The organism is Dyadobacter sp. HNCC25DJ187 (assembly GCF_056895255.1).
In genome coordinates this window covers 1,276,626-1,300,874 of the sequence record NZ_JBXHAT010000002.1, presented here as the reverse complement: position 1 = coordinate 1,300,874, position 24,249 = coordinate 1,276,626, and the positions used below count along the sequence as shown (strand labels likewise).

At 42.5% G+C, this 24,249-nt stretch carries 18 protein-coding genes; 12 read left to right on the top strand and 6 right to left on the bottom strand.

The genetic code is table 11. The features are described 5' to 3' along the window. Window positions 1–63 precede the first annotated feature (63 nt). From AC1XUE_RS16430 to coaE, 5 genes are all read left to right on the top strand, one after another. Window positions 64–366 (top strand): YtxH domain-containing protein, encoded by a 303-nt coding sequence (locus tag AC1XUE_RS16430; RefSeq protein ID WP_483357075.1) that lies wholly within the window; start codon window positions 64–66, stop codon window positions 364–366. A gap of 5 nt (window positions 367–371) precedes the next feature. Continuing rightward, entirely contained in the window at window positions 372–812 is a 441-nt protein-coding gene (locus AC1XUE_RS16425; RefSeq protein WP_483357074.1) for a DUF1573 domain-containing protein, read from the top strand. Between the two features lie 45 nt (window positions 813–857). Then, entirely contained in the window at window positions 858–1,160 is a 303-nt protein-coding gene (yajC, locus tag AC1XUE_RS16420; RefSeq protein ID WP_483357073.1) for a preprotein translocase subunit YajC, read from the top strand. 82 nt (window positions 1,161–1,242) lie between these two features. Further along, window positions 1,243–1,938: a YbbR-like domain-containing protein gene (locus AC1XUE_RS16415; RefSeq protein WP_483357072.1), complete on the top strand. Its 696-nt coding sequence runs from the start codon at window positions 1,243–1,245 to the stop codon at window positions 1,936–1,938. A gap of 14 nt (window positions 1,939–1,952) precedes the next feature. Further along, the gene (gene coaE, locus AC1XUE_RS16410; protein WP_483357071.1) at window positions 1,953–2,585 is read left to right on the top strand and encodes a dephospho-CoA kinase; all 633 of its coding nucleotides are present in this window, start codon (window positions 1,953–1,955) and stop codon (window positions 2,583–2,585) included. Between the two features lie 73 nt (window positions 2,586–2,658). Here coaE and AC1XUE_RS16405 read toward each other — a convergent pair whose 3' ends face one another. Together AC1XUE_RS16405 and AC1XUE_RS16400 are read right to left on the bottom strand one after the other, a co-directional pair. Then, the gene (locus tag AC1XUE_RS16405) at window positions 2,659–4,410 is read right to left on the bottom strand and encodes a DNA polymerase III subunit gamma/tau (protein ID WP_483357070.1); all 1,752 of its coding nucleotides are present in this window, start codon (window positions 4,408–4,410) and stop codon (window positions 2,659–2,661) included. A gap of 35 nt (window positions 4,411–4,445) precedes the next feature. Then, the gene (locus AC1XUE_RS16400; RefSeq protein WP_483357069.1) at window positions 4,446–5,300 is read right to left on the bottom strand and encodes a glycoside hydrolase family 16 protein; all 855 of its coding nucleotides are present in this window, start codon (window positions 5,298–5,300) and stop codon (window positions 4,446–4,448) included. A 189-nt stretch (window positions 5,301–5,489) separates the two neighbouring features. Here AC1XUE_RS16400 and AC1XUE_RS16395 point away from each other — a divergent pair, with 189 nt between their 5' ends. The 7 genes from AC1XUE_RS16395 to AC1XUE_RS16365 all read left to right on the top strand — a co-directional run bounded on the left by AC1XUE_RS16395 (window position 5,490) and on the right by AC1XUE_RS16365 (window position 15,953). Further along, complete coding sequence (locus AC1XUE_RS16395; RefSeq protein WP_483357068.1) at window positions 5,490–6,494, top strand: GSCFA domain-containing protein; 1,005 nt, start codon at window positions 5,490–5,492, stop codon at window positions 6,492–6,494. Between the two features lie 115 nt (window positions 6,495–6,609). After that, the gene (locus AC1XUE_RS16390) at window positions 6,610–7,716 is read left to right on the top strand and encodes an Mrp/NBP35 family ATP-binding protein (RefSeq protein ID WP_483357067.1); all 1,107 of its coding nucleotides are present in this window, start codon (window positions 6,610–6,612) and stop codon (window positions 7,714–7,716) included. 121 nt (window positions 7,717–7,837) lie between these two features. Then, window positions 7,838–8,095: a NifU family protein gene (locus AC1XUE_RS16385; protein WP_483357066.1), complete on the top strand. Its 258-nt coding sequence runs from the start codon at window positions 7,838–7,840 to the stop codon at window positions 8,093–8,095. A 122-nt stretch (window positions 8,096–8,217) separates the two neighbouring features. Further along, complete coding sequence (locus tag AC1XUE_RS16380; protein WP_483357065.1) at window positions 8,218–9,948, top strand: D-alanine--D-alanine ligase family protein; 1,731 nt, start codon at window positions 8,218–8,220, stop codon at window positions 9,946–9,948. 150 nt (window positions 9,949–10,098) lie between these two features. Further along, the gene (locus AC1XUE_RS16375; protein WP_483357064.1) at window positions 10,099–12,789 is read left to right on the top strand and encodes an MGH1-like glycoside hydrolase domain-containing protein; all 2,691 of its coding nucleotides are present in this window, start codon (window positions 10,099–10,101) and stop codon (window positions 12,787–12,789) included. A 124-nt stretch (window positions 12,790–12,913) separates the two neighbouring features. Next, window positions 12,914–14,677 carry a phospho-sugar mutase gene (locus AC1XUE_RS16370; RefSeq protein WP_483357063.1) on the top strand — a complete coding sequence of 588 codons (1,764 nt, stop codon included), beginning with the start codon at window positions 12,914–12,916 and terminating at the stop codon, window positions 14,675–14,677. A 154-nt stretch (window positions 14,678–14,831) separates the two neighbouring features. Further along, window positions 14,832–15,953 carry a carboxypeptidase-like regulatory domain-containing protein gene (locus AC1XUE_RS16365; protein WP_483357062.1) on the top strand — a complete coding sequence of 374 codons (1,122 nt, stop codon included), beginning with the start codon at window positions 14,832–14,834 and terminating at the stop codon, window positions 15,951–15,953. Between the two features lie 5 nt (window positions 15,954–15,958). Here the strand turns inward: AC1XUE_RS16365 and AC1XUE_RS16360 are convergent, their stop codons facing one another. From AC1XUE_RS16360 to AC1XUE_RS16345, 4 genes are all read right to left on the bottom strand, one after another. Further along, window positions 15,959–17,305, bottom strand: a complete 1,347-nt coding sequence (locus AC1XUE_RS16360) for an FG-GAP repeat domain-containing protein (protein ID WP_483357061.1) — start codon at window positions 17,303–17,305, stop codon at window positions 15,959–15,961. A gap of 226 nt (window positions 17,306–17,531) precedes the next feature. Further along, window positions 17,532–19,310 carry a RagB/SusD family nutrient uptake outer membrane protein gene (locus tag AC1XUE_RS16355; RefSeq protein ID WP_483357060.1) on the bottom strand — a complete coding sequence of 593 codons (1,779 nt, stop codon included), beginning with the start codon at window positions 19,308–19,310 and terminating at the stop codon, window positions 17,532–17,534. Window positions 19,311–19,338: 28 nt separating this feature from the next. Next, on the bottom strand, window positions 19,339–22,914 hold the full coding sequence (locus AC1XUE_RS16350) for a TonB-dependent receptor (protein ID WP_483357059.1): 3,576 nt from the start codon (window positions 22,912–22,914) through the stop codon (window positions 19,339–19,341). Window positions 22,915–23,116: 202 nt separating this feature from the next. Continuing rightward, a complete protein-coding gene (locus AC1XUE_RS16345; protein ID WP_483357058.1) occupies window positions 23,117–24,205 on the bottom strand; it encodes a FecR family protein in 1,089 nt (362 codons plus the stop codon). Window positions 24,206–24,249 lie beyond the last annotated feature (44 nt).

Below are 24,249 nucleotides of genomic sequence, written 5' to 3'. Positions count from 1 at the left end.
ATAATTTTTGACAAAATTGACTTACTTGCGGCGCAATGCCGTTTGAAATAAAACTAACAAACCATGAGCAAAACGACAAATGGCTTAATCGCATTCCTTACAGGATGTGTGACAGGAGCAGCACTTGGGGTACTATATGCACCTGATAAAGGAGAGGTATTACGTACACAGTTAACATATCGCTTATCAAAATACCGGGAGAAACTTCAGGATGTAATTGAAGATCTGGTTGATAAGAAAGACCAACCAGATAGCTTTGCCCGGGCTGAGGGAGAAAAGGTGGTGAACGATGCACGTGAAAAGGCGGAGAAACTACTAGAAGACGTGGATCGGTTAATGGCACAGATCAAAGGGCAGACAAGCTGATCACTATGAAGAAAATATGCACTTATGCATTTCTTTTGATGTTCGCACTGGCAATGGTAAATTGCTCAGGAAATGAGAAAAACAAAGATTCTAAACAGGCAGACTCTAAACTGCCTGTTTTGGCGCTTATAGACAGTTCCTCATTTGATTTTGGTACGATTCAGGAAGGTGAGGTAGTAGAACATACTTTTAACTTTCGGAACGATGGAGCGTATCCGCTCATACTGAGTAATATTACTTCTTCGTGTGGATGTACAACACCTGAGTGGCCAAAAGAACCAATTAAATCAGGCGCTACTTCCAATGTGAAAGTGCGTTTTGATAGCAGAAATAAAGTAGGACCGCAGGTGAAAACTATTACGGTGTATGCTAACACGGAACCCGCATATACAGAGCTGAGATTGAGAGGTATTGTGAAAGCGTTACCCAAAACAGCTACTGAATAGGCGGCTTAATAATCAATTAATTATTTAAATTCGATTTCTTTAATAATGAAATTATCTCTTTTAGCACAGGCTGCTGCAGGCGGCGATCAGGCCATGATCTATCAGGTTGTCATGTGGGTAGGTATCATTGGGGTGTTTTATTTCTTCATGATCCGTCCGCAACAAAAGAAAGCCAAAGAACAAAAAGCATTATTGGGAAATCTGAAAAAAGGCGATTCTGTCGTTACTATTGGAGGGATACATGCAAAAGTATTTACAGTTGATGAAACAATTGTGGTACTCGAATTGGATAAAGGTGTAAAGCTGACAGTAGAAAAATCAGCCATTTCCCGCACAATAGCTGAGTAGGAAGACGCAGAAGTGATAGTTGTTTGTTGAAAAACAATTCCGCATCTTGCTTTTCAATAATTAAACTAAAAGGTGATTTGCTGTGAGTGAGGTTCCTTCAGGAAAGAATAAGATACAGACCTTCATTGTGTGTGTACTGGCAGCCACATTTTTTTGGCTCATGAATGTACTGAACAAGGATAACTATTCTATCAAGCTTAGTTATCCTCTATCTGTTGAGTACGACAACTCAGCGTATGTGCCGTTGGAGCCACTACCAAAGCGTGTATCCGTTAATGTCTCTGGTAACGGATGGAATTTACTGAGGAAATCCTGGCTCAATTTTAACGCATCGCCGGTGGTCTATAAGGTGAATAATCCGAATTTATCAAGCTATATCAATTCAACGGCACTTACGGATCAAATCACAGAATTGTTTCCTGATTTGCACGTAAATTATGTTGTTTCCGATACTTTCGAGCTTAGTTTTGAACGCAAGATCAGGCGGATTATTCCAATACGAGTAGACAGTGCGGCAATTGATATTCCTGAAGGTTATGCCATTTCCAGCATCATCAATGTGTCTCCTTCACTCATTTCTGTAGATGGTCCTGTCTCGTTGATCAGAACTTATCCTGACACAATCAGAATCAGTATTCCGGTTCCTAAAATTCAGAGCCATTTCGATGAAAGTCTGCCTATACCTTTACCAGTATCTCCATTGGTGGAAGTGAGCCATAGGTCGGTTTATATAAGTTTTGAAGTAGCCCAATTTCTGAATCAGCCAATAATCCCATAGACTGACTACAGTATATGTCTGAGAATCAGCATTTACCTTTGCAGATTGGAATAACCGGAGGAATCGGGTCAGGGAAAAGTATCGTTTGTAAGGTATTTGCATGTTTGGGTATAGCTATATATGACGCGGATACAAGAGCGAAATGGCTCACCAATCATCATCCGGAAATCAAAAAGAGCGTGATCGCGCTACTTGGCGAAAAAGCATACGATGTACATGAGCAATACAATCGGCCCTATGTGGCATCACTGGTTTTTAATAATGAGCTGTTACTCAAAGAGCTGAATGCAATTATTCATCCTGTTGTTTACCAGGATACTGCTAAATGGTTAGCTGGGAAATCAAACGAGCCGTATGTCATTAAAGAAGCTGCAATTATGAAGGCGGCACAAGATGGCAATACACTCGATTACGTGGTCGTAATTCAGGCCCCCGAAGCAATAAGGATTCAAAGAATTTTACAACGTGATAAAAGGAGCGAAAGTGAAATCAGAGCGATTATAGCCAGACAGGTTTCTGATGAAACACGTGCTGGTATTGCAGACTTTACTATACAGAATGACGGAAAGACTGCACTGATTCCGCAGGTGCTCGATTTGCACAGGCATTTTATGACTCTTGCGAGGGCTTCGACAGGCTCAGCCTGACAGTAACTGTGCTTAATCCTCAGTAGAACCTTTGCGCATCCTTTGGGTATTTGCATTTCAAATCTCTACAGTCTTAGAAATCCACATCCAGTCCTAACGCTTGTCTCAATTCCAGTAAGTGGGGATTCTTTTCTGCCAGAAAGCTGAATTTTTCTGCAGGTGTATAGGGTAATTTGGTTACTTCCTGGGGGGCAACACGTGGATTAATATCCAGTTTTGGTTCGTTGAAGCGACTCTTCAGAAATCCAAGAAAGTCGTACCGCATATTTTGAATGGCTTCCAGCTGATGATCATTATCCAGGATCACTTCTATTGTATGGCCGTTCAAGCGAAATTCTTTCCTGAGTGCAATTTCCTCTGTAGTCGAATTCTTCGACTGCCTTCTTTTTTCAGCAAACTCATACCAGGCACTTTGCAATGTCTCGAAAGAAAGCTCTTCTGTTCTGCCCGCAGAATTGATCGTGCCAGAAGTATCGGCTTGTGCATTACTCTTCTGCTCGGGGATGTTTACAGCAGCGGGTATCGAAGGTGTAAGTTGGGTTGTACTCTTTAACTTGGATGGGCGTGTAGCAGGCATAGCAGTTACTGCACCTGATTGAGGCGGTGTTATTGGTACGACCCGTTCGTGTGTAGTCGCATTTTGTACATGACTTACTGGTTGAGATGATTCTGGCTCAACTTTTTTTTTTGCCGTTTCATCAACGGCTGTCAGAGAATTAAGTTGCAGAACGTGTGTCAGATGGGCTAGTTTCATCAGGCAGAGCTCTACATGCAGCCTCTGATTTTTCGCCGATTTATAATTGATATCACACTGACTCGCCACACTAAGCGCTGATAAAAGGAAGCTCATATCTGCAGAAACAGCTTGTTCCAAATACTTTCTCTCTGCCGCTTCTGAGACCTGTAAAAGTGTAACAGTAGCAGGGTCCTTGCATACAAGGAGGTTTCTGAAATGTTCCAGCATACCTACTACAAACAAATGACCGTCAAAACCCTTTCTGAGAATTTCATCAAAAAGTACCAGCGATCTTGCGACACTGCCGGAAGTGAGCGCATCGGTGATTTTGAAATAATAGTCGTAATCCAAGATGTGCAAGTTCTCCAGCACCGCCGCATAAGTCAGGTGGTTATCTGTTGAAAAGGTCACATTCAGGTCAAACATAGAAAGCGCATCGCGAAGTCCGCCATCGGCTTTTTGTCCGATTAGTTCAAGTGCTTCCTGGTCGGTCCGGATCCCTTCCTTGCTTGCTATATCAGCAAGATGATAGGCGATGTCCTTTGGCTGAATTCTATTGAAATCGAAGATCTGACAACGGGATAATATCGTTGGCAAGATCTTATGCTTTTCGGTAGTTGCCAGAATAAAAATGGCATAGCTTGGTGGTTCTTCCAGTGTTTTCAGGAAAGCATTAAATGCGGCCTGAGAAAGCATGTGAACCTCATCGATGATGTAGATTTTATACTTCCCGGTCTGAGGTGGATAGCGTACCTGATCGATCAGATTTCGTATGTCTTCCACCGAGTTGTTAGATGCAGCATCCAGTTCATGGACATTGAATGATGCATTATTCTGAAAACTGACACAGGATTCACATTGACCACAAGCTTCAACTTCTTCACTTAAATTCTGACAATTGATCGTTTTGGCCAGAATACGTGCACACGTAGTTTTTCCAACTCCCCTCGGACCGCAAAACAGAAAAGCCTGCGCCAGGTGATTGGTACGTATAGCATTTTTAAGTGTAGTCGTAATGTGTGACTGGCCAACAACCGAGTCAAAGGTGACCGGGCGATACTTTCTGGCCGAAACAACGAAATGATCCATAGCGCAAGTTACTTCCCTTGTCTGGGATTTCAAAGCTACTTTTTTTCGAGGAGCGGGTAAACGCGTACATAATCGATCTCCAGCTTTTGAGGGAAAATGCTGTCATCCACGCCTTTCTGGCCTCCCCAGTCGCCACCAACGGCGATGTTCAATAAAAGATGAAATGGCTTATCAAAAGGCCATTCTTCCCAGCCGTAATTGATGTTTTTTCTGAATTTGAAATACTGCACACCGTCAATGGAGATCGTAATTTCTTCGGGTGTCCATTGGCAGCCATATACATGGTAGCCCGAGGAAGCACCTGTGGTCATGATTTTTCCGCCCTTATTTGTCTTGATACTATGGTTAAATGCTTTGGTATGAATGTTCCCGTGAATTCTGTTCGGATCAAATCCTACATGCTCCATTAAATCAATCTCACCATTGTCGGGCCACCCGTTATTTTCATAGAAAGAGCTGCTTGGAAGCATCCATATAGCAGGCCAGGTGCCAGTGCCGGCAGGTAGTTTGGCTTTAATTTCGAATTTCCCATAAAGGAAATCTCCTTTACCTTTTGAAACGAGCCGTGCTGAGCTGTAACTCAACTTTCCTGATGATTCTTTTTTGGCCTCAATAATGAGCCTGCCATCTTCTACGCGGGCGTTTTCTAAACGGTTGGTGTAATTTTGCAACTCGTGATTTCCCCAGCCATGATCTCCCAAATCATAACTCCACTTTGTAGAATCGGGCTTCCCGGTGTAATCGAATTCATCGTTCCATACAGGGATTTTACTGAATTCATATTTATTGGGGACCGTATTTTTGGGTATCACCAACTGGGCATGACCTTTCAATATGAACATGGAAAACAAGACAGATAGCAGACTTTTTATAGGATTTGTAAGGATCATGATGGATCAGACTATTGTATTTCAATAAATTCAGGATTTCGCAAAGTTGTCGTTTGCAAATTCAAGTACTACTCAATAAAATAAAACTATCAAAACTGCCTCTTTAATTACAAATAAGCAAACCGGACCTATTTGTAGCAATACCTCGGCATTTCCTGCTAATTTTGTATTCTATTCCATTATTAACGCATGAAGCCTTTTAAATTGAATACACAGGTGGCAGTTCCTGCTTCTGACTGGAAAATAAATCATCAATCCAAAATAATAACAATAGGCTCTTGTTTTGCAGAGGTAATGGGTCAGCAATTGGCGAGCTATAAATTTCCGGTGCTTAACAATCCCTTTGGAACCGTATTTAACCCGCTGACTATCTGTAAACTGCTGGACAGCGCTTTGAGTAACAGGGCTCCGTCTCCCGCACTGTATACAGAAAATGCAGACAAGATATGGTTTCACCACGATTTTCATTCATCACTGTGGGCTCCTGACAAGGTGCAACTTGAACAGAAATTAGAAAACACGCTTTCTGAGGTAAAATCTTTTCTCAGTACAGCTGATGTGCTGGTTATCACATTCGGGACGGCCTATGCTTACAGGCACAGGACAGCAAACACACTGATCGGTAATTGCCATAAGGTGCCCGCAGATCGCTTTGTGAAGGAACTGTTACACCCCGATCAGATTAACATTCCTATTGAACAGCTGATAATGAAACTAAGGTCTTTCCGACGCAACCTTCGGATAGTACTTACCGTCAGTCCGGTTCGGCACACAAAGGATACTTTACCATTAAATCAGGTAAGCAAGGCTACGTTGCGTTTACTATGTCACCGACTTTCGGAGCGTTTCCCTCATGTGGACTATTTTCCGTCTTACGAAATCATGGTGGATGAACTGCGGGATTATCGTTTCTATGAGCAGGATCTAATTCATCCCAGCAGTATGGCGGAGGAGTATATCTTTCGTACTTTTGCAGACGCTTTCATTGATCCTTCCCTGACTGATTTTATGAAAGAGTGGGAGAGTATCAGGCAGTTAATACAACACCGGCCACTTTATGGCCATACGGAAAGCCAATATAAAATGCTTCAGAATCTACAGGCCCGTCTTGTTCGGTTATCACCGGTAGCTAACGTTTCGGCTGAGTTGGCGGAAACAGAGAGAAGAATTAGAGAATTTCCCGGAAATTATTAAACTCATTAGGGTATATTAGTGTTGCATCATATTGAGATACAAATAAAAATTGGCGAAATAAAATTTAACAATACCGGGATTTCAACATCAATATGGAGAATCCTCAATCAGTATAATGGGAGAGTTTACAATTAATAAGGAAAAGGTTTTACAGGCATTAAGTACTGTAGAAGAGCCGGATCTGAAAAAAGATCTGGTGACACTTGGAATGATTCGTGATATTGAAGTGGGAGTAAACCAGGTGAAATTCACAGTAGTTCTTACGACGCCTGCCTGTCCTTTAAAGGAATTGATCAGAAGAAGTTGTGTAGATGCGATTCATGAACATCTGAGTCCGGATGTAGAGGTACAGGTTAATCTGACGGCTAATGTGACATCTACACGGGATGCAGGGCCGATGATTCCGGGTGTGAAAAATGTGATTGCAGTTTCATCCGGAAAAGGTGGTGTAGGTAAATCCACTGTGACAGCCAACTTAGCTATGGCGTTACATCGTTCCGGGGCACGTGTGGGAATTATTGATGCTGATATTTCAGGTCCATCTATGCCCTTAATGTTTGGTGCGGAAGATATGCAGCCGACCATTACACCCAAAAATGGCAAAAATTATATCAATCCGATACGTCAATATGGAATTAAACTTATCTCAATCGGATTTTTAACACCTGCCGATAGTGCAGTGGTATGGCGCGGTCCTATGGCCAGTCAGGCTTTAAAACAGTTTTTTGGTGATACAGATTGGGGTGAACTGGATTACCTTTTGATTGACCTTCCTCCCGGAACAAGTGATATACATCTTACGCTGGTGCAGACTGTGCCGGTGACCGGTGCGGTAATTGTCACTACACCACAAAAGGTAGCGCTGGCAGATGCAACAAAAGGATTGTCTATGTTCCGTCAGCCGCAGATCAATGTGCCGATATTGGGTGTCATAGAGAATATGGCATGGTTTACGCCGGAAGAATTACCTGATCATAAATACCCTATTTTTGGAAAAGGTGGCGGACAATTGCTTGCGGACAAATTTGATGTTCCTCTATTGGGTCAGATACCTTTGGTCCAAAGTATCAGAGAGGCTGGTGATGAAGGCAGGCCAGCTATTATGAACAACAATGAAATCGTAAATGAAGCTTTCAGAAGTGCGGCTGAAGCCTTGGCTCAGCAAGTCGCAATCAGAAATGCTTCCAAAGAAAAAACGAGGCCTGTGGAAATACAGGTTTAAGTGTCAAAAGCAGAAAAACCGATGATCATGTTGAAATCAGCATTACATTCTTCCGGCATTTGATGTCAGTTTTTGACTTTAGTAATAAGTTTTTGGATATTAGCGAATAGACTTTTTTATAATGGATTCAAAAGAAAAAACAATAGAACTTATAGAGCAGGCGCTCGAGTCGGTACGCCCTTATCTGCATGCCGATGGCGGAGACGTTAAGTTGGTGGAATTGACAGATGACATGAATGTCGTATTGGAACTTCAGGGGTCATGTCAAAGCTGTCCTATGAGTGCGATGACTTTCAAGGCAGGCCTTGAAGAGTCGATCAGAAAAGCGGTTCCTAACGTCAACAGAGTCGTAGCGTCAAATGTAGCTTCGCTTGCCTGATTTCTGAAATCAGGTGTGGACTTAGGAAATAATTCCTGTGCGCGGGTCTTCCGGAATTGATTCATCTGAAATACTGCCTTATATTGCGGCAACTATTTGAATGAAACAATCAGGATAACTTTATGCGCATAGGAGTGTTTTTCGGAGGCCCGTCCCGTGAAAGGGAGATTTCTTTCGCCGGTGGTAAAACCGCCTTCGAATATCTGGATAAATCTCTCTTTCAACCTATTCCCGTTTTTGTAGACAGCTTTGGTCGCTTTATCAAGCTGGAGCATAATTTTATGTATTCCAGCCAGATCCGCGATTTTTATCCTGCTCCTGATCTGCAAACAGATGGCTTCAAAACCTATATAGACTCCTACCCGGAACTTGCGAAAGAGCCTGTACCAACTACGGTTGGAGTAGAAATAACACCAGCCCAATTCAAAGATCATTTCGATTTTGCATTTTTAGCTATGCATGGTCCCGGCTGTGAAGACGGAGCCATACAAGGTTTGCTTGAATGGTATCATATACCTTACAGTGGCCCCGGTATGATGGGTTCAGCCGTAGGAATCGATAAAATCCTTCAGAACGAAATGATTGCTCTTGTAAATGGGCAACAAAAGAAAAGCTGGACGTTGCGTTTCAGCCAGTGGGTTCCCCATGAATATAGTCTTTTGTTTCAGGTTTTGAAAAAACACCTTGGACTTCCATTGGTGATCAAAGCGCCGCATCAGGGCTCTTCAATCGGAGTAGCTATTGTCAAACAGGACGCCGTCGAAGAATTTGTCGCGGCTGTCAATCAGTGTTTTTTCCAGTTAGAAATCCAGGCTTCGTTTTGGCAATCGCTGAATATGGAGGCAAAACGAGTATGGGCTCAAAAAATGGCAAATCTCGACGAAGGAATTGGTTTCCCGGTTGTATCGGGTGGGAAAACTATTTATCAACCCCTGCAATTGATTGAGTTAGTCGACGCCCACTTTAGCCAACAAGCGGATTCACTTTTCATCAGCAGCTCTAATGCCGAAGATCAGGTATTAATTGAAGAGTATATAGAGGGGCAGGAGTTTTCATGCGGATGCATCCAGTCTGCGGATGGAAAGTCACTTGCTTTGCCTCCGAGTGAAGTTATCAAGATGGTGGATGTTTTCGATTTTAATGCGAAATACAAAGCCGGAGCAAGCCGTAAAAGAATTCCGGTAGATACTTCACTTGAAAAAAATCAGGAGATACAGCATGTTATAGCTCAGGTTTTTGAGCAATTGGGCATCAATGTCTGTGTACGTATTGATGGATTCCTTACCCCCGATGGCACTATTTTATTACACGATCCTAATACGATTCCAGGTATGTCGCCGACTTCCTTCATTTTTAAACAAATGGCGGAAATCGGACTGAATGTGACTCAGGCTCTGACCTATTTCATCCGTCAGTCAATACGGGAAAGAATCAGAACCGGTAAAAATACGTGGCAGCTGCGCGAACTTCTTAATTCCCTGGATAAGAGGATTCAGGAAGAAACGATAAAAACGAAACCTGTGAAAGGAATCTTATTCAGCGAATCTGACGAGCAGTATGTTGCAGCAAGGCAGATGTACGGGCAGATCAATGCGGGAGGTGAATACAAAGCTGTGCCCGTTTTGCATGGTTCTGACGGTAAATATTACAGGTTATCAAATCCTTTTATGTTCAAAGAATATATCGGAGATGTGCTCGCCTTGTTGTCCACGGAGAGGCATCCGTTACTGGTGGAAACTTCTGTGAAAGCAGCGGAAACGACCGCATTTTATGCCGGAGATGTAGATTATTCTATTCAGGTTTCAGTTGATATAGCTAATTTTAGCGATATATCAGATTGGAATAAAATCTGATATTAATGGCAGTGAAGAGGGCTTGCTCAGGCGGTTACTAGTTGCGCAACCCATAATTTAATATAAAGACTAATGGCTATTTTACCATTGATCTCTATATATTGTGCTTGTTTACAGAGAATTGATTCATTAAGAAAATAGACTATATTAATGGCACTAGGCGCTGAAAAAGTAAGATTAAGCCTTCAGAAGGAAAATAGGGGATGGAAGAAGTGGGGGCCCTATTTATCAGAACGTCAGTGGGGAACCGTGAGGGAAGATTATAGCGGTAATGGCGATGCATGGAATTACATTACCCACGAAATGGCCTATTCAAAAGCATATCGCTGGGGTGAGGACGGTATTGGTGGATTCTCAGACAACAAGCAGCATATCTGTTTGTCATTTGCATTTTGGAACCATCAGGATAAACTGATAAAGGAAAGAATATTTGGTCTTACCAACCGGGAGTCAAATCACGGCGAGGATGTGAAGGAAATGTACTATTATCTTGATAGTTCACCTACGCATTCCTATACAAAAATGCTTTACAAATATCCTCAGCAGGCTTTTCCTTATGATAACCTGCGTCAGGAAAATGGCAGAAGAGGCAAAGAAGATCCGGAGTATGAGATCATGGATACCGGCATCTTTGACAACAATGAGTACTTTGATATTTTCATTGAGCATGCCAAAGCTGATGAAGAAGATATATTGATGAAGGTAACGGTTTTCAACAGAGGCCCCAAGGACGCACCTATTACCGTCCTGCCGACCATCATGTTCAGAAATACCTGGTCGTGGGGATATGAGGCTTTCAATTATAAACCCATGATGAATGGCATATCACACAGACTTATAGAAGTGACGCACCGTAAACATGGTAAGTACAACTTGTATCTGGATGGAGCTGACGAATTGCTGTTTTGTGAAAATGAAACCAATTTCAGAAAGCTATATAATACAGCCAATACGACTGCTTACCCGAAAGATGGAATCAACGACTATATTATAAGCGGAGGTAAAACCAATACAGTTAATCCGAACAGTATTGGTACAAAAGCTTCGGCTCGCTTTACCAGAACGATTAAAGCTGGCGAAAGTACTACCTTCCGCATGCGTTTTGTAAATCATACGATTTCTGAGCCATTTGGTGGATTTGAAGATCTGATCGTAAAACGTATCAGAGAAACAGACGAATTTTATGATGATCTGCACAAGGATGTTACCGATCCTGAACTGAAATCAATTCAGAGACAGTCCTATGCTGGTATGCTATGGAGCAAGCAGTTTTACTATTATAATGTTTATGAATGGCTGAAAGGTGATCCTGCCCAGCCTGGCCCTAATCAGGGACGAAAGTGGGGTCGAAATTCAGGATGGAAGCATTTGTATGCAGCTAATATTATTTCAATGCCCGATAAATGGGAATATCCGTGGTTTGCAGCGTGGGACTTAGCATTTCACTGTGTTCCACTGGCGCGCGTGGATGCAGATTTTGCCAAACGGCAGCTGGAAATACTGCTCCGTGAATATTACATGCATCCAAATGGTCAGATTCCTGCTTACGAATGGAATTTTTCTGATGTGAACCCGCCTGTTCACGGATGGGCCACCTGGAAAGTATATGAGATTGACCGTGAGCAGAATAATGGTGTAGGTGATATTGAATTCCTTGAAAAAATCTTTCATAAGCTTCTCCTGAACTTTACCTGGTGGGTTAACCAAAAGGACGATACCGGGAATAATATTTTCAGTGGCGGATTTCTCGGTCTGGATAATATCGGTGTATTTGACCGATCGACTCCAATGCCGTTTGGTGGTAAGCTGCAGCAGGCAGATGCGACTGGCTGGATGGCTATGTATACACTTAATATGCTTCGAATCTCAGTGGAGATATCATTGGCGCATCCGGTGTATCAGGATATGGCTTCAAAGTTCTTTGAGCACTTCCTGCATATTGCGGGTGCGATGGAGTCTATCGGTGGAAAAAATTCGTCGATCAGTCTTTGGGATGAAGAGGATCAGTTCTATTACGATGTAATTCATATTCCTAACGGACAAAGCATTTTATTAAAAGTACGTTCGATTGTAGGGTTAATACCGCTATTCGCTGTTGAAATTCTCGATCCTCAGAATCTGGATAAAATGCCGGTTTTCAAACGTCGTGTAGAATGGGTTTTGGCAAACAGACCCGATCTTGCCCGACTGATATCACGTTGGTTTGAATCTGGTAAGGGTGAAAACCGGCTATTGTCGATCCTACGTGGTCACCGGATGAAAATGATCATGAAGCGTATGCTGGATGAAAATGAGTTTTTGTCTGACTATGGAGTTCGGGCGTTGTCGAAATACCACGAAGAGAACCCTTATAAATTTTATATCAACGGCGAGGTTTTGCAGGTAGATTATACACCTGGTGAAGCACTGACAGATATCATGGGAGGTAATTCTAACTGGAGAGGACCTATATGGTTCCCGCTAAACTATCTGATTTTTGACTCTCTCATGAAATTTCATGCTTACTATGGCGAAGATTTTATGGTAGAGTACCCAACGGGTTCTGGAAATCTTGTCACGATTAAAGACGCTGCCGTAGGTATCGCAAATCGTCTTATCAATATTTTCAGAAAGGATGAAGATGGAAAACGAGCTGTATATGGAACCGACAAAAAGCTTCAGGAGGATCCTAATTTTAATGAACACATTCTGTTTTATGAATATTTCCATGGAGATGATGGCCGTGGCTGTGGTGCGAGCCATCAAACCGGTTGGACAGGTCTGATTTCGGAATTGATTCACAAGACCTCCAAAGAAACTGTCAAAGAGTTGGTGAGCGTAGAATTGGATCAGAGCAAGTAAGCATTTTAGCTAATATTAATTTACTCAACATAAATCCGGGTATCGTTAGTCTGTTCATTAATAGCAGACTAAAAGTTATCTCCACTTTAATAAATTACCTTAAATCTTTCTACTAAAATTAATTATGACCGCAAAACTGGAACCGGGTGTAATGGCCAAAGTCAATAGCTGGCTTACCGGCGATTATGATATCGACACCAAACAGGCAATTCAGCAACTGATTGACCAGGCAAATGATACCGAACTAACAGATGCTTTCTATAAAGATCTCGAATTCGGAACTGGGGGATTAAGAGGATTAATAGGAATTGGTTCAAACAGAATGAACCGTTATACCGTTGGAACTGCAACGCAGGGATTGGCTAATTACATTAATAAGGCATTTCCTACCGGAGAAAAAAGTGTAGCTGTGGCTTATGACAGCCGCATCAAGTCAGATGAATTTGCCAAAATTATCGCAGATATATTTTCAGCTAATGGAATTGACGTTTACCTTTTTGAAGCGCTACGTCCCACGCCGGAACTCTCTTTCGCTATTCGTGAACTGGGATGTAAGAGTGGCGTTGTCGTAACAGCATCTCACAATCCGAAAGAATATAACGGTTACAAAGCATACTGGGACGATGGTTCTCAGGTGGTTGCACCGCATGATGCCAACATTATCGAGGAAGTGAATGCAATCCAGTCTATCGATGATGTAAAATTTGACGGTAATCCGGCAAGGATTACTAAAATAGGCGCGGATATAGACGAGAAATACCTGAATCATATCTTGTCACTTTCAATCTCCAAGGATGCAATTGCACGCCAGAAGGATCTCAAAATTGTATATACGCCATTGCACGGAACAGGTGTAACATTGGTGCCATCATTACTTGCGAAGATGGGTTTTGAGGCCGTGACTGTGATAGAGGAACAGGCAGAACCAAATGGTAACGGACAATTCCCGACTGTGGTTTACCCTAACCCGGAAGAAACAGAGGCCATGTCCAAAGCTGTCGAAAAAGCAAAGGAAATTGACGCGGATCTTGTGATGGGTACTGATCCTGATGCAGACAGAGTAGGGGTGGCAGTAAAAAATCACCATGGTGAAATTCAATTACTGAATGGCAACCAGACAGCCAGCGTATTGATCTACTATCTTCTGAATGCATGGAAAGATGCGGGTAAACTGACAGGGACGCAGTTTGTATGCAAGACCATCGTAACCACTGACCTGATTGACAAGATGGCGGAAGCGTATGGTGTAAACTGCTATAATACACTCACAGGTTTCAAATACATCGCGCAGGTGATCCGCGAGAAGGAAGGTATTGAACAATTTATCGGCGGTGGAGAAGAAAGTTATGGTTACCTGATCGGTGATGCTGTGCGTGATAAGGATGCAATCGCTTCTTGTGCCATGGTTGCTGAGCTTACCGCTTACGCAAAAGATAAAGGATTGAGCCTGTTCGATATGCTGATGGAAATCTACAAGCAGTTCGGATTCTATTACGAAGGACTGATTTCTCTTACCAAAAAAGGCAAAGCTGGTGCAGATGAAATTCAGCAAATGATGGCTGATTTCAGAGCTAACCCTCCTAAAACGATTGCAGGCTCACCTGTTGTTAGAATGGACGATTATAAAGCTTTGACCAGTACAGACTTTAATACAAATGCTACAGTTTCTATTCCGTCAGGAGAGATGGGAATTGAGCCTTCGAATGTATTGCAGTTCTTTACAGAAGATGGCACCAAGTTCACTTGTCGTCCATCCGGAACTGAGCCAAAGATTAAATTCTATATCGGGGTAACAGCTGCTTTGGAAAAAAATGAAGATTTTGACCAAGTGTATGCTGATCTGAAAGAGAAGGTAAAGGCAATCGGTGAAGAACTGGGATTGAAATAAATTCATAATAAGTCTTCAACGGGGTGGTATCTTTTGATGCCACCCCGTTTTTATACAATAGATGTAATCTCGATGCGAGCCGAAGAGAGATTATTATAGATGCATGTATATTTGTATTTCATGTTAGCTGAGTAATCCAACAATGACAGAATATATGAAGCTATTTTGGCAGACTACCGTCATTGCTATTTTTTTTTATATCTCTGTGAGCATTTGTTTTGGTCAAACCAATACCGTAACGCTCACAGGCACTGTAACAGATGAGAAAACTGGCAAGCCTCTTCCTTTTGCAAACGTATTTATTAATAATTCCACAATAGGGGCTAATGCCGATGGTGATGGAAACTATAGATTGCAGAATTTACCGATTGGTAATCTCGAATTAGGCGTATCTTTTTTGGGATACGAAACGCTTCGGCAAACCTTAAGGTTCGAACAGCCGGGCAACAAGAAGGTGATGTTTAAAATGAAAGAGGGGATGGAGTTGCAGGGCGTGACTGTGTATGCAAAGAAAAATAAAAGACGTGAAAGAAATCTGAAGATTGTTACCAGAGAATTACTGGGTACCAATTCGTTTGCCAAATACTGCCGGATTGTAAATCCTGAGGTGATCAGGATCTTCGATGAGGATAACGGGCATTTAAGTGCTCAAAGTACCAAACCAGTTATTATCGAAAACAACGCACTCGGCTACAGGATTATTCAGGATCTGGATGACTTTGATTTTTATCAGGGGAAGGTGTATTATGGTGGAAGTACCCGCTTTGAATTATTGAAACCTAAGGACGAAGCGGAAAAAAAGCGGTGGCGGGCTAATCAGGAAACTGCATATACCGGGTCTATGAAGCATTTACTGGCAAGCATGGTTTCGGATAGTCTGATAGAAGAAGGGTTTAAGGTGTATCAGGTAATACCTGACTCACTCCGGATTTTCAATACCGTAAGATCAGTGAATGGACAGAATCTGTTATCCAATCACCTACACAATCGTATTGAAGCGATTCGTGGTATGCGTTTGATCCGTCCGGGAGAGTTGGAAACAGAACGGCTGTTGGTTTCCGGTACCGCACTGGAAATTTTTTATATGAAGAAGCGGGAAAGATCTCCCTACGCGGATATGCCTCATCCATTTACGCAGATATCCTTACCAAGCGGCTACGCTGTGATCACGCCGCAAGGCTGGGTAGTTATGCCAATGGGAATAGAAATAGCTGGTGACCTGGGTAAGGATCGTTTTTCATCACTGCTGCCGGCCGACTGGAAACGGAAAGAGTGATGTCCTTATCTGGTTTTATTTCGCAGAAGTACAAATGGTGTATTGCTATTCCAGTCAGGGGTGAAATTTCTCTCATTCAGAAAGCCTTTGGAATAGTTTCCTAATACCACATCCGGATCCCCATCTCCGTCCGCATCTTTCACATCCATTGTAATCCACCGTCCTTCTCTATTGACAGGAATGGCATGAGGCATAAAGTTGTAATTGTTTCGATCTGCCGGATTCTGGTTCTCAAAATACACGACTCCTTCCTGAGGGTTGTTTTTTAGGTCGGCAAAAAATGCGATGGATAGTAAGTCTATATCTCCATCCAGATCAAAATCCGAAGCTACCACCCTTGTGGCACCATTTATGGGGTAAAAATACCTTTGCCTGAAATTCAGTTCCCCTTCATTAGTGAAAATATACAAACCATGGTAAGGCTTCAATATTCTTGAATAATCGCTATTATCACCCGAAGTGTAGATAATGTCAAGCTTGCCGTCCTTATTGATATCAGTAAGTTGAAAGCTGCTTGATCCGTAAACAGGAGGAAAACGCAGTAAGTTTTTAGTCATAAACTTGCCTTTTTTATCATTCAGAAAAAGCCAGATGCCTTCATCTCCATGAGCAAATAAAGTCACAATGTCTGTCCAGCCGTCGTTATTGAAATCTACAGCTATACTTTGTGTGGCACCTGCTACCTCACGAATTGGAATAGTTTCGAACTGGTTATTATTTTTTTGTCTGGTCAGATAAAGTCCGCCTTTGTTATGCCCGAAACTGGATGTAACATAATCTGTAAGTCCGTCCTTATTGAAATCTGCCGAGATCGTATGTATAGGCCTGATCAGATTGGTGGCTACAGGCGTTGCGCTATGTATGTCGTTCTTTGCCAGTAGGACAGCTCCGGAGGCAATGTCCATGGCTTTCATTTCTCCGATAGCAGTAATGAGTGCCTGTTTATCGGGACTAAACTCAATGTGAACAGCTGGTGATGGAAGCTGGGACGAACGTGTGAGATTGAGATTTTTATCCCATTGATATAGTTTGCCCGTTTCTGAATCGCTGGTGAAAATGTTGCCCGTGTATTGATTTATTACAGCCAATGTGGTGGTAGCAATGGAAGAGGCAGTTGTGGGTTTTTGTAATTCAAATATTGACACATCTTCTATAAGTGCTACCGATACTTTGGCAGGACTAAGCTGAATCGGCGCCAATGAATCGTAATAGGCTAAAATGCTGTTCCAGTCTTCAATAGAAATCGCAGATTGCGGATTTTGATAATAACCGCTGTTCTGGAATACTTCCAGTCCTAATTGCTTCGCCATAGCAGGTAAAACCCGTTTTTTCCAGCTCTCTTTTTCCAGCATTTTAGGTGACACGGGTAAGTGGCAGGAGCTGCAATATTTGTCTGACAGCTGCTTGCCGGCAACTTCTTTTTCGTCATCCCGACTTTTCTTACAGCTTAAACAGAAAGTAACACAAAGGAGAACTAATAAAACTCTGGCCAAAACGAGCATGAATAAGGAATTGGAAAAGCTAAATATACAAAAAGAGGCAGTTTGAATGCTGCCTCTTTTTGTATGATCTTCGAAGTTATTGGTAACCTGGATTTTGTTTTAAAGTGGATACTCCATTTTTTGTGCTGAGGTCAATCTGGCGTTGTGGAATAGGAAAGTATTCATTTACACCTTTGATAAACTTACCACCACTCACATCCGGTGTAATTTTACTTTCGAACGCGATATAAGCGTTTAAAGCCTGGTCAGCTATCCCCCAGCGTGACAAGTCGAAAAAGCGGTGTCCTTCCATGGCAAGTTCAAGCTTTCTTTCAAAGTAAATGGCTTTTAATACGCCATCTTTGCCTTTTGCTGTAAACGCACCTGCAGGATAAACCGCTATTTTGTAGTTGGCTGCCGGAGTCTTAGTGAAGCCTCCCAGAGGCTTTGTATTATCCGCATAGGTATAAACCATACTTTCAGGCTTAGCTGCACGGGCGCGTACTCGGTTTACGTATTCCTGTGCCTTATCGAGATTTCCAAGTTGAGCCTCAGCTTCTGCCGCCATCAATAATACATCTGCAAAACGGATAATCTGCACATTAATGGCAGTTCCCGGAGCCCATGAATGCTGATCAGAATATTTATCCTGAGTAGCCTGCCAGTACATGTTTTTCTTTGGTGAATATGGACCTGCATAGGTTTGGTCACGAATCCATGCTTGGCCCGGATGGTTGCCCCAGTCTAAGAAAGGAATACCACGGCGTCCTACAGTCCAGTCTATACGAGGATCCAAAGCTACAGTAGCGTCGTTTGTGAATGCAACCTCTGATTTTATCCCCATATCATTTTTCAAAGTAGTTGCATTATAGGTATCTACCAATGGCAAGCCGCTTGCATCTGTCTTGAAAGAATTCGCAAGATCAAGGCTTGGCTGGTAAAACCCACAGCAACGGAATGGAGAGTTGTATGGGAAATTCAGCATACCACCCGTATTGGCATTGTCAATGGTATTGGTTCCATCGTTGGCAGCCATTTGAACAGCGAAAACCGACTCTTCCAGATTCTTCTTGGCAGCATCGAAGTTGTCCTGGTACTTAGGCATGAGGCCGTACTTTGTTCCGCTGCTTGTTACACCCTGTGCGATCACCTGGTCGAAAATCCCTTTTGCAGGAGCGTATTTCTTTTGATACAAATACGTTTTTGCCAGATATGCAGCTGCAGCCCATTTGTTGGCACGTCCTACTTCCGATTGTGTGGCAGGAAGGTTGTCCATAGCAAACTGGAAGTCGGCCTCAATGTTACCCCAGATATCGGCATCATTAGTTACAGCAGCTGGGTCTACAGTTGTTTCGTCTACCCAAGGTACTTTGTTGAACATCTTTTTCAGTTCCGAATAGTAATGTCCTCTCAGAAACCTTGCTTCAGCAGTGTAGTTTTTCTTTTCTGCATCTGTAATGTTCGATGTTACCAGTGGGATAAATTTCAGAACAGTGTTGGCGCGGTTGATACCCTCATAAACCGCTCTCCATTTACTGTTGAAGAAACCATTACTTGGTCCGGCGCTGTAGATCATGATCGAGTTGATCCCTGGCTGATCAGCACCGTCACTACCTTTTTTCGCATCGCCACCAGCTATACTTCCATATATCCAGTTGTCTGCAGCAGCATCCCATGCGCTGGCTGCACCTACACCATTTCCATCAAGCGCAGCGTATGCGCCGATCAATAGATTTTGTACACCTGCTTTTGTACTAAGTTGTGCATCACTTAGTGAACCCAACGCCGGTTTTGTCAGGAAATCGTCGTTACATGAATAGGATGCGATACCGAATGCAACGATGAGTGCTATTTTTGAAAAGCTAATTTTTTTCATCTTCATTTCTGTTTTATAATACAGTGAACTAGAATGTCAGATTTAAACCAATCAGGAATTGACGAGTATTTGGGTAAACACCTTCATCCAAACCAAATGCTGTAGAACCTTCAACCTGGCTTTGACCGATCTCAGGATCCGGGCCAGAATACTTGGTGATGGTAAACAGGTTGGCTGTTTGAACATAAATTCTTGCTTTGTCAATTTTGATTTTACTCAACACGCTTTGAGGAAGTGTATATCCGATTTGCGCATTTTTTGCTCTCAGGTAAGAACCTTTTTCTACGTAGTAAGAGTTAGGAACGTTGGTTGTACTGAATGAACCTGTGTTTTCCTGGATAGGAGCAGTTGCGTTATGATTTTCAGGAGTCCATGAATCATACAAAGCGGTGTTGCTTTTCGCCCCCTGGAAGTTGGTGTAGAAGTCATGCCACCATTTCAAGTTATTCCAGATGTCGTTTCCTTGTACGCCGTAGAAGAAAATACCAAAATCAAAGCTTTTATAAGTTGCTCCAATGTTCAGGCCGTAGCTAAATTTCGGACTTGGATTACCCAGGAACACGCGGTCGTCAGCAGTAATCATACCATCGCCATTGGTATCAGCATAGCGGAAACGTCCCACTTTAACTTCATTCTGATAAACAGCTGCATTATTTTCTGTTCTTGTTCTTGCCTGTTCGTTAGCTTGGTCAATCTCAGCTTGCGAATTCCAGAAACCACTGATCTGGTAGCCGTAGAACTGACCAATAGAATGCCCCACCGCATTTCTTACGATTGTGCTACCATTGAACCGACGTCCTTCCTGATCGAAGTAGGTTACGCCATCAGTGATCTTAACAATTTTGTTGTTGTAAGTTGTTAAAGTAGCTGTAGCATTCAGTTTAAGGTCTTTTGTAACATTCTTTTCAGCGTAAACAGAAAGATCTATCCCTTTGTTTTTCATTTTACCAATGTTTACAGCAGGTGCAGTCCCTTGGCCCACAGTTCCGGCAAGTTCAGGAGAGAATAAAAGATCTTCTATGTTTTTCTGGTAGTAATCTACAGTCAGGTCAATAGCACCGCCAAATAACTGCGCATCAATACCAATGTTAGAGTTGATGTTACGTTCCCATCTTGCATTCGGATTTCCTACCCGCGTTCTCTGGAAACCTAGCACTGTACTGTTTCCTGTACCTCTTATGTCATAAAAAGAGTGACTTCTGTCCTGGCCATAGGTTGTAAACGCGTTGGCAGTGGCAATGTTGAACTGATTTCCCATGACGCCATAACCTCCGCGTACTTTTAATTCTGTAAGCCAGGTTAGTCCTTTCATGAAATCTTCCTGCGTTACACGCCATCCTGCACTTACTGCGGGGAATACTGCATATTGAGTCAAGAATTTGGACGAACCGTCACGACGAACCGTTCCGCTCAACAAGTAGCGATCTTTGAAGCTATAATCAATACGGCCAATGTAAGAGAAAAGAGATTCTTCCCATCTTGCACTTCTGTTGGTTGGTGTTCCTGAACCTGTAGATAAGTTTGTGAAATTAGGGTCAAAAGAGAAATATCCCTGGGTAGTTCCACCCACTTCGCGCCCCATTGAGTTGTATGCTTCTGTACCCAAAAGCACTTTCACATTATGCAGCTCGTTGAAATTGTGTTCATAAGTAAGTGTATTGGTCCATGTCCAGTTATATCCATTTTGCCAAAGTTCTGTGTAGGAGTTGGTAGTGGTGTTTTCAGCATTCTCCCATTCAGGATAACCAAAGGTGTTGGAAGTAGAAGAGTACATCGTTCCACCAAAAGTAGATCTTACGGTAAAGTCTTTCAAGAAATCGAATTCGGCAAACATGTTTCCGATAAGTGCATTGCCAAGACCTTTGTTATTTCTTGCTCTGTCACGAATCGCAACAGGATTTTTGGCATTGCCAAGACCGCTACCAAATGAACCTGCAAAGTTGCCCTGTACGTCATAAACAGGAATAATAGGCTGCATCCTGAAAGCCATACCAATACCACCTCCTTCTTCCAGAATACCAGTTCTTGGATTATCTACAAGTGATAAAGCGATATTTTCGCCAATACGGAAATGCTTACCGATATTATATTGGGTATTGGCACGTATCGTATAGCGTTTCAAATAGGTATTCATAAGGTTTCCTTTCTGGTTAAAATGGTTGAAAGAAAACAGATAATTGCCTTGAGGCCCGCCACCGCTCACAGTCAAATTATGGCTTTGAAGTGGTGCATTTTTGAATACTTCGTGAAACCAGTCAGTTCCCTGCTTGTTGGCTTTTACAATCCTGTAAAACGAATCCATATCCGATTTTTCGGTGTAATTCGGGTTTACATAGTACTTAGAAAAATCAATGTCAGATTCTTTGGCACCTGTTGGAACGATATAGTCGGGCAATACAGCATTTGGTCCTTTTCCATACTGAGGATCGTCAATGGCAGTAGTACCTGAATTGCGTAGCGCCATAAATTTCAGATCGGCCATTCCTTGCGGAGAAAGAATGTCATACACATTTCCTCTAGGTGTGGTTTGCGTACCAAAATAAGTATCGTAGCTGATCTTTACTTTCCCTGAACCGCGCTTGGTAGTAATAATAACAACCCCGTTGGATGCACGTGAACCGTAAATAGAAGCTGATCCTGCATCTTTCAAAACCTGCATAGTAGCAACATCATTTGGGTTAAGGTTGTTGATGTCCTGAGTAGGTACACCATCCACTACATAAAGCGGAGCATTATTTCCGAAAGAGTTGATACCGCGGATACGTACCTGAGGAGCTGTTCCAGGCTGGCCAGAGCTCAATACTGTAACACCGGAAGCTCTTCCTTGCAGCTGGTTAGTCAGGTTAGAGTTAGGTTGTTCAGTCAGTTCGCTTACTTTTACTACGGACACGGAACCTGTCAGGTCTTTTTTTCTGGCTGTACCATACCCTACAACGATCACTTCGCTCAATTGCTTTTCATCTTGTGAAAGTACTACGTTAGCGGAAGTCTGGCTGCCGGAGATTTCTACGTCCTTTGGCAAAAAACCGACAAAGCTGAATGTCAGCGTAGTATTCCCGTCCGGTACTTCAATTTTGTAGTTACCGTCAGCATCTGTGTTGGTTCCGCGTTGTGTGTTTTTAACCACAACAGATACGCCTGGTAAACCCGCCCCGTTATTATCGCTTACTACCCCGGTTATACTGCGGTCGAGTGTATTGTTTTCCCTGTAAATGGTAGGAGTGAGATTACCTGTCTGTGGCTGTATACGTTTAAGAATAATTTGCTTCCCCGAAACTTCAAAACCCAGATTGAGGGGACGCAAGATAGTCTTCAGTGCCGCGCCAAGTTGCTCCTGGCGGATATTTACACTGACTTTTCTTTCAGATTTTACTAGGTTTGAACTGTATAGAAATTTCACATTAACCTGTGATTCTATACTGGTCAGAACTTTGCGAACATCCTGATTTTGCATATTCAGGGTAACGCGGCTGTTGAGTACTTCCTGAGCTTCACTGATTTTCGCAGATGCAAAGCTGGATAGTAATGCCGCAATAATGAGCTGTGTACAACTAAATCTCATAATGGTGTGCCAGAGAGGATAGTTAGGATAAGTTTTTTGCATAACTTTACGAAGTTTTGTTAAACATGGAAAAAATGGGACAAAACGATTCCTCCACCCGTTGCAAGCGGGTGTACTTAATAAAGAATGAGGAGAAATGAGAAGGCTGGTGATGGTGCAAACATCGCTGGCCTTTTTTACGGATGATTAGGAATTCACGGTGTTGGAGTTTAAAGTGAACGGATTGGTTAGGTTTGTTTTAATGTTATTGGCATCCTCTGCTCGTAATCACAATTTGTGCGTTTATAATAGCAAATTCCGCTTCAATTCCCTTGCAGATCAACTCTACCTTATCATATAGTGATTCTTGCGAGAATGACGCGGTAAGCAGGCAATTCTTCAACAGTTGCTCATCGTATTCAATTGCGATTCCATAAGACTGTTCAATGTTCTTCAAAATGTCAGTGACAGGAGCATCTTCAAAATCAGAAATGGCTGGTGTCACCGCGGCACAAACAATAACCTCAGGTGCATCGACTAAATACTTTTTTATACTTTCTTCTTTTCTGGAATAAAGCACACGGTGATTGGGGGTAAGTATGGTTTCATTTTGTGGCGCGTTCATGTCAGTATCACTGTTACGTGTGAAAACAGACACTCTTCCTGTCTTCACTACAACTTCCACTTGCTGATCATCCTCAAATGCCCTGATCGTAAAGCTTGTTCCCAGTACTTTGGTAACCAGCTCGTTAGCGTATACGAAGAAAGGCCGCTCAGGGTTACGTTTAATATCAAAAAAGGCTTTTCCCAGAAGGTAAACTTCTCTGGTCTCTTTTTCATTGAAATTGCGGGGATAGCTAATTGAGCTGGCGGGTTCCAGAGTGATCTTGCTATGGTCGGGTAGTTCAATGATAATAGGCTTAGCTGTCAGGTTTTTTCTTTCTATCAGTTTATTATGAGAGTCGGAAACTTGGGTAGTGTAAGTGAATGACTGTTTTGCCTGTTCGGGACGTATAAACCAGCCAGATGCTAGTATAATGATCAATAGACTCGCAGCAACTCCCGATAGCCGCATCCAAAGCGCCCTTTGATTTTTGGGTTGGGCAGATATACCATAATTGATTTTTTTCCACATTACAGCTACCTGATCGTGATGGGGGAAGTCATCACCAACCTCTGCTGAAATGGCAAACAGGATTCCTTTGGCAGCAGAAATAATCTCAGCTTTATCCGGATTACAGAGAAGAAAGTTGTTCCAAAACTGGCATGACGATTGCGACGGATTATGCACCCACTCTTTGAAGTAGCTGTCTTCCAGAAAATCTTCCAGTTCAAAGTCTGTGTACGGACTCATGGTACAATTTCGTGTTTAATTTAGACACGTCTCATAGGTAAGAG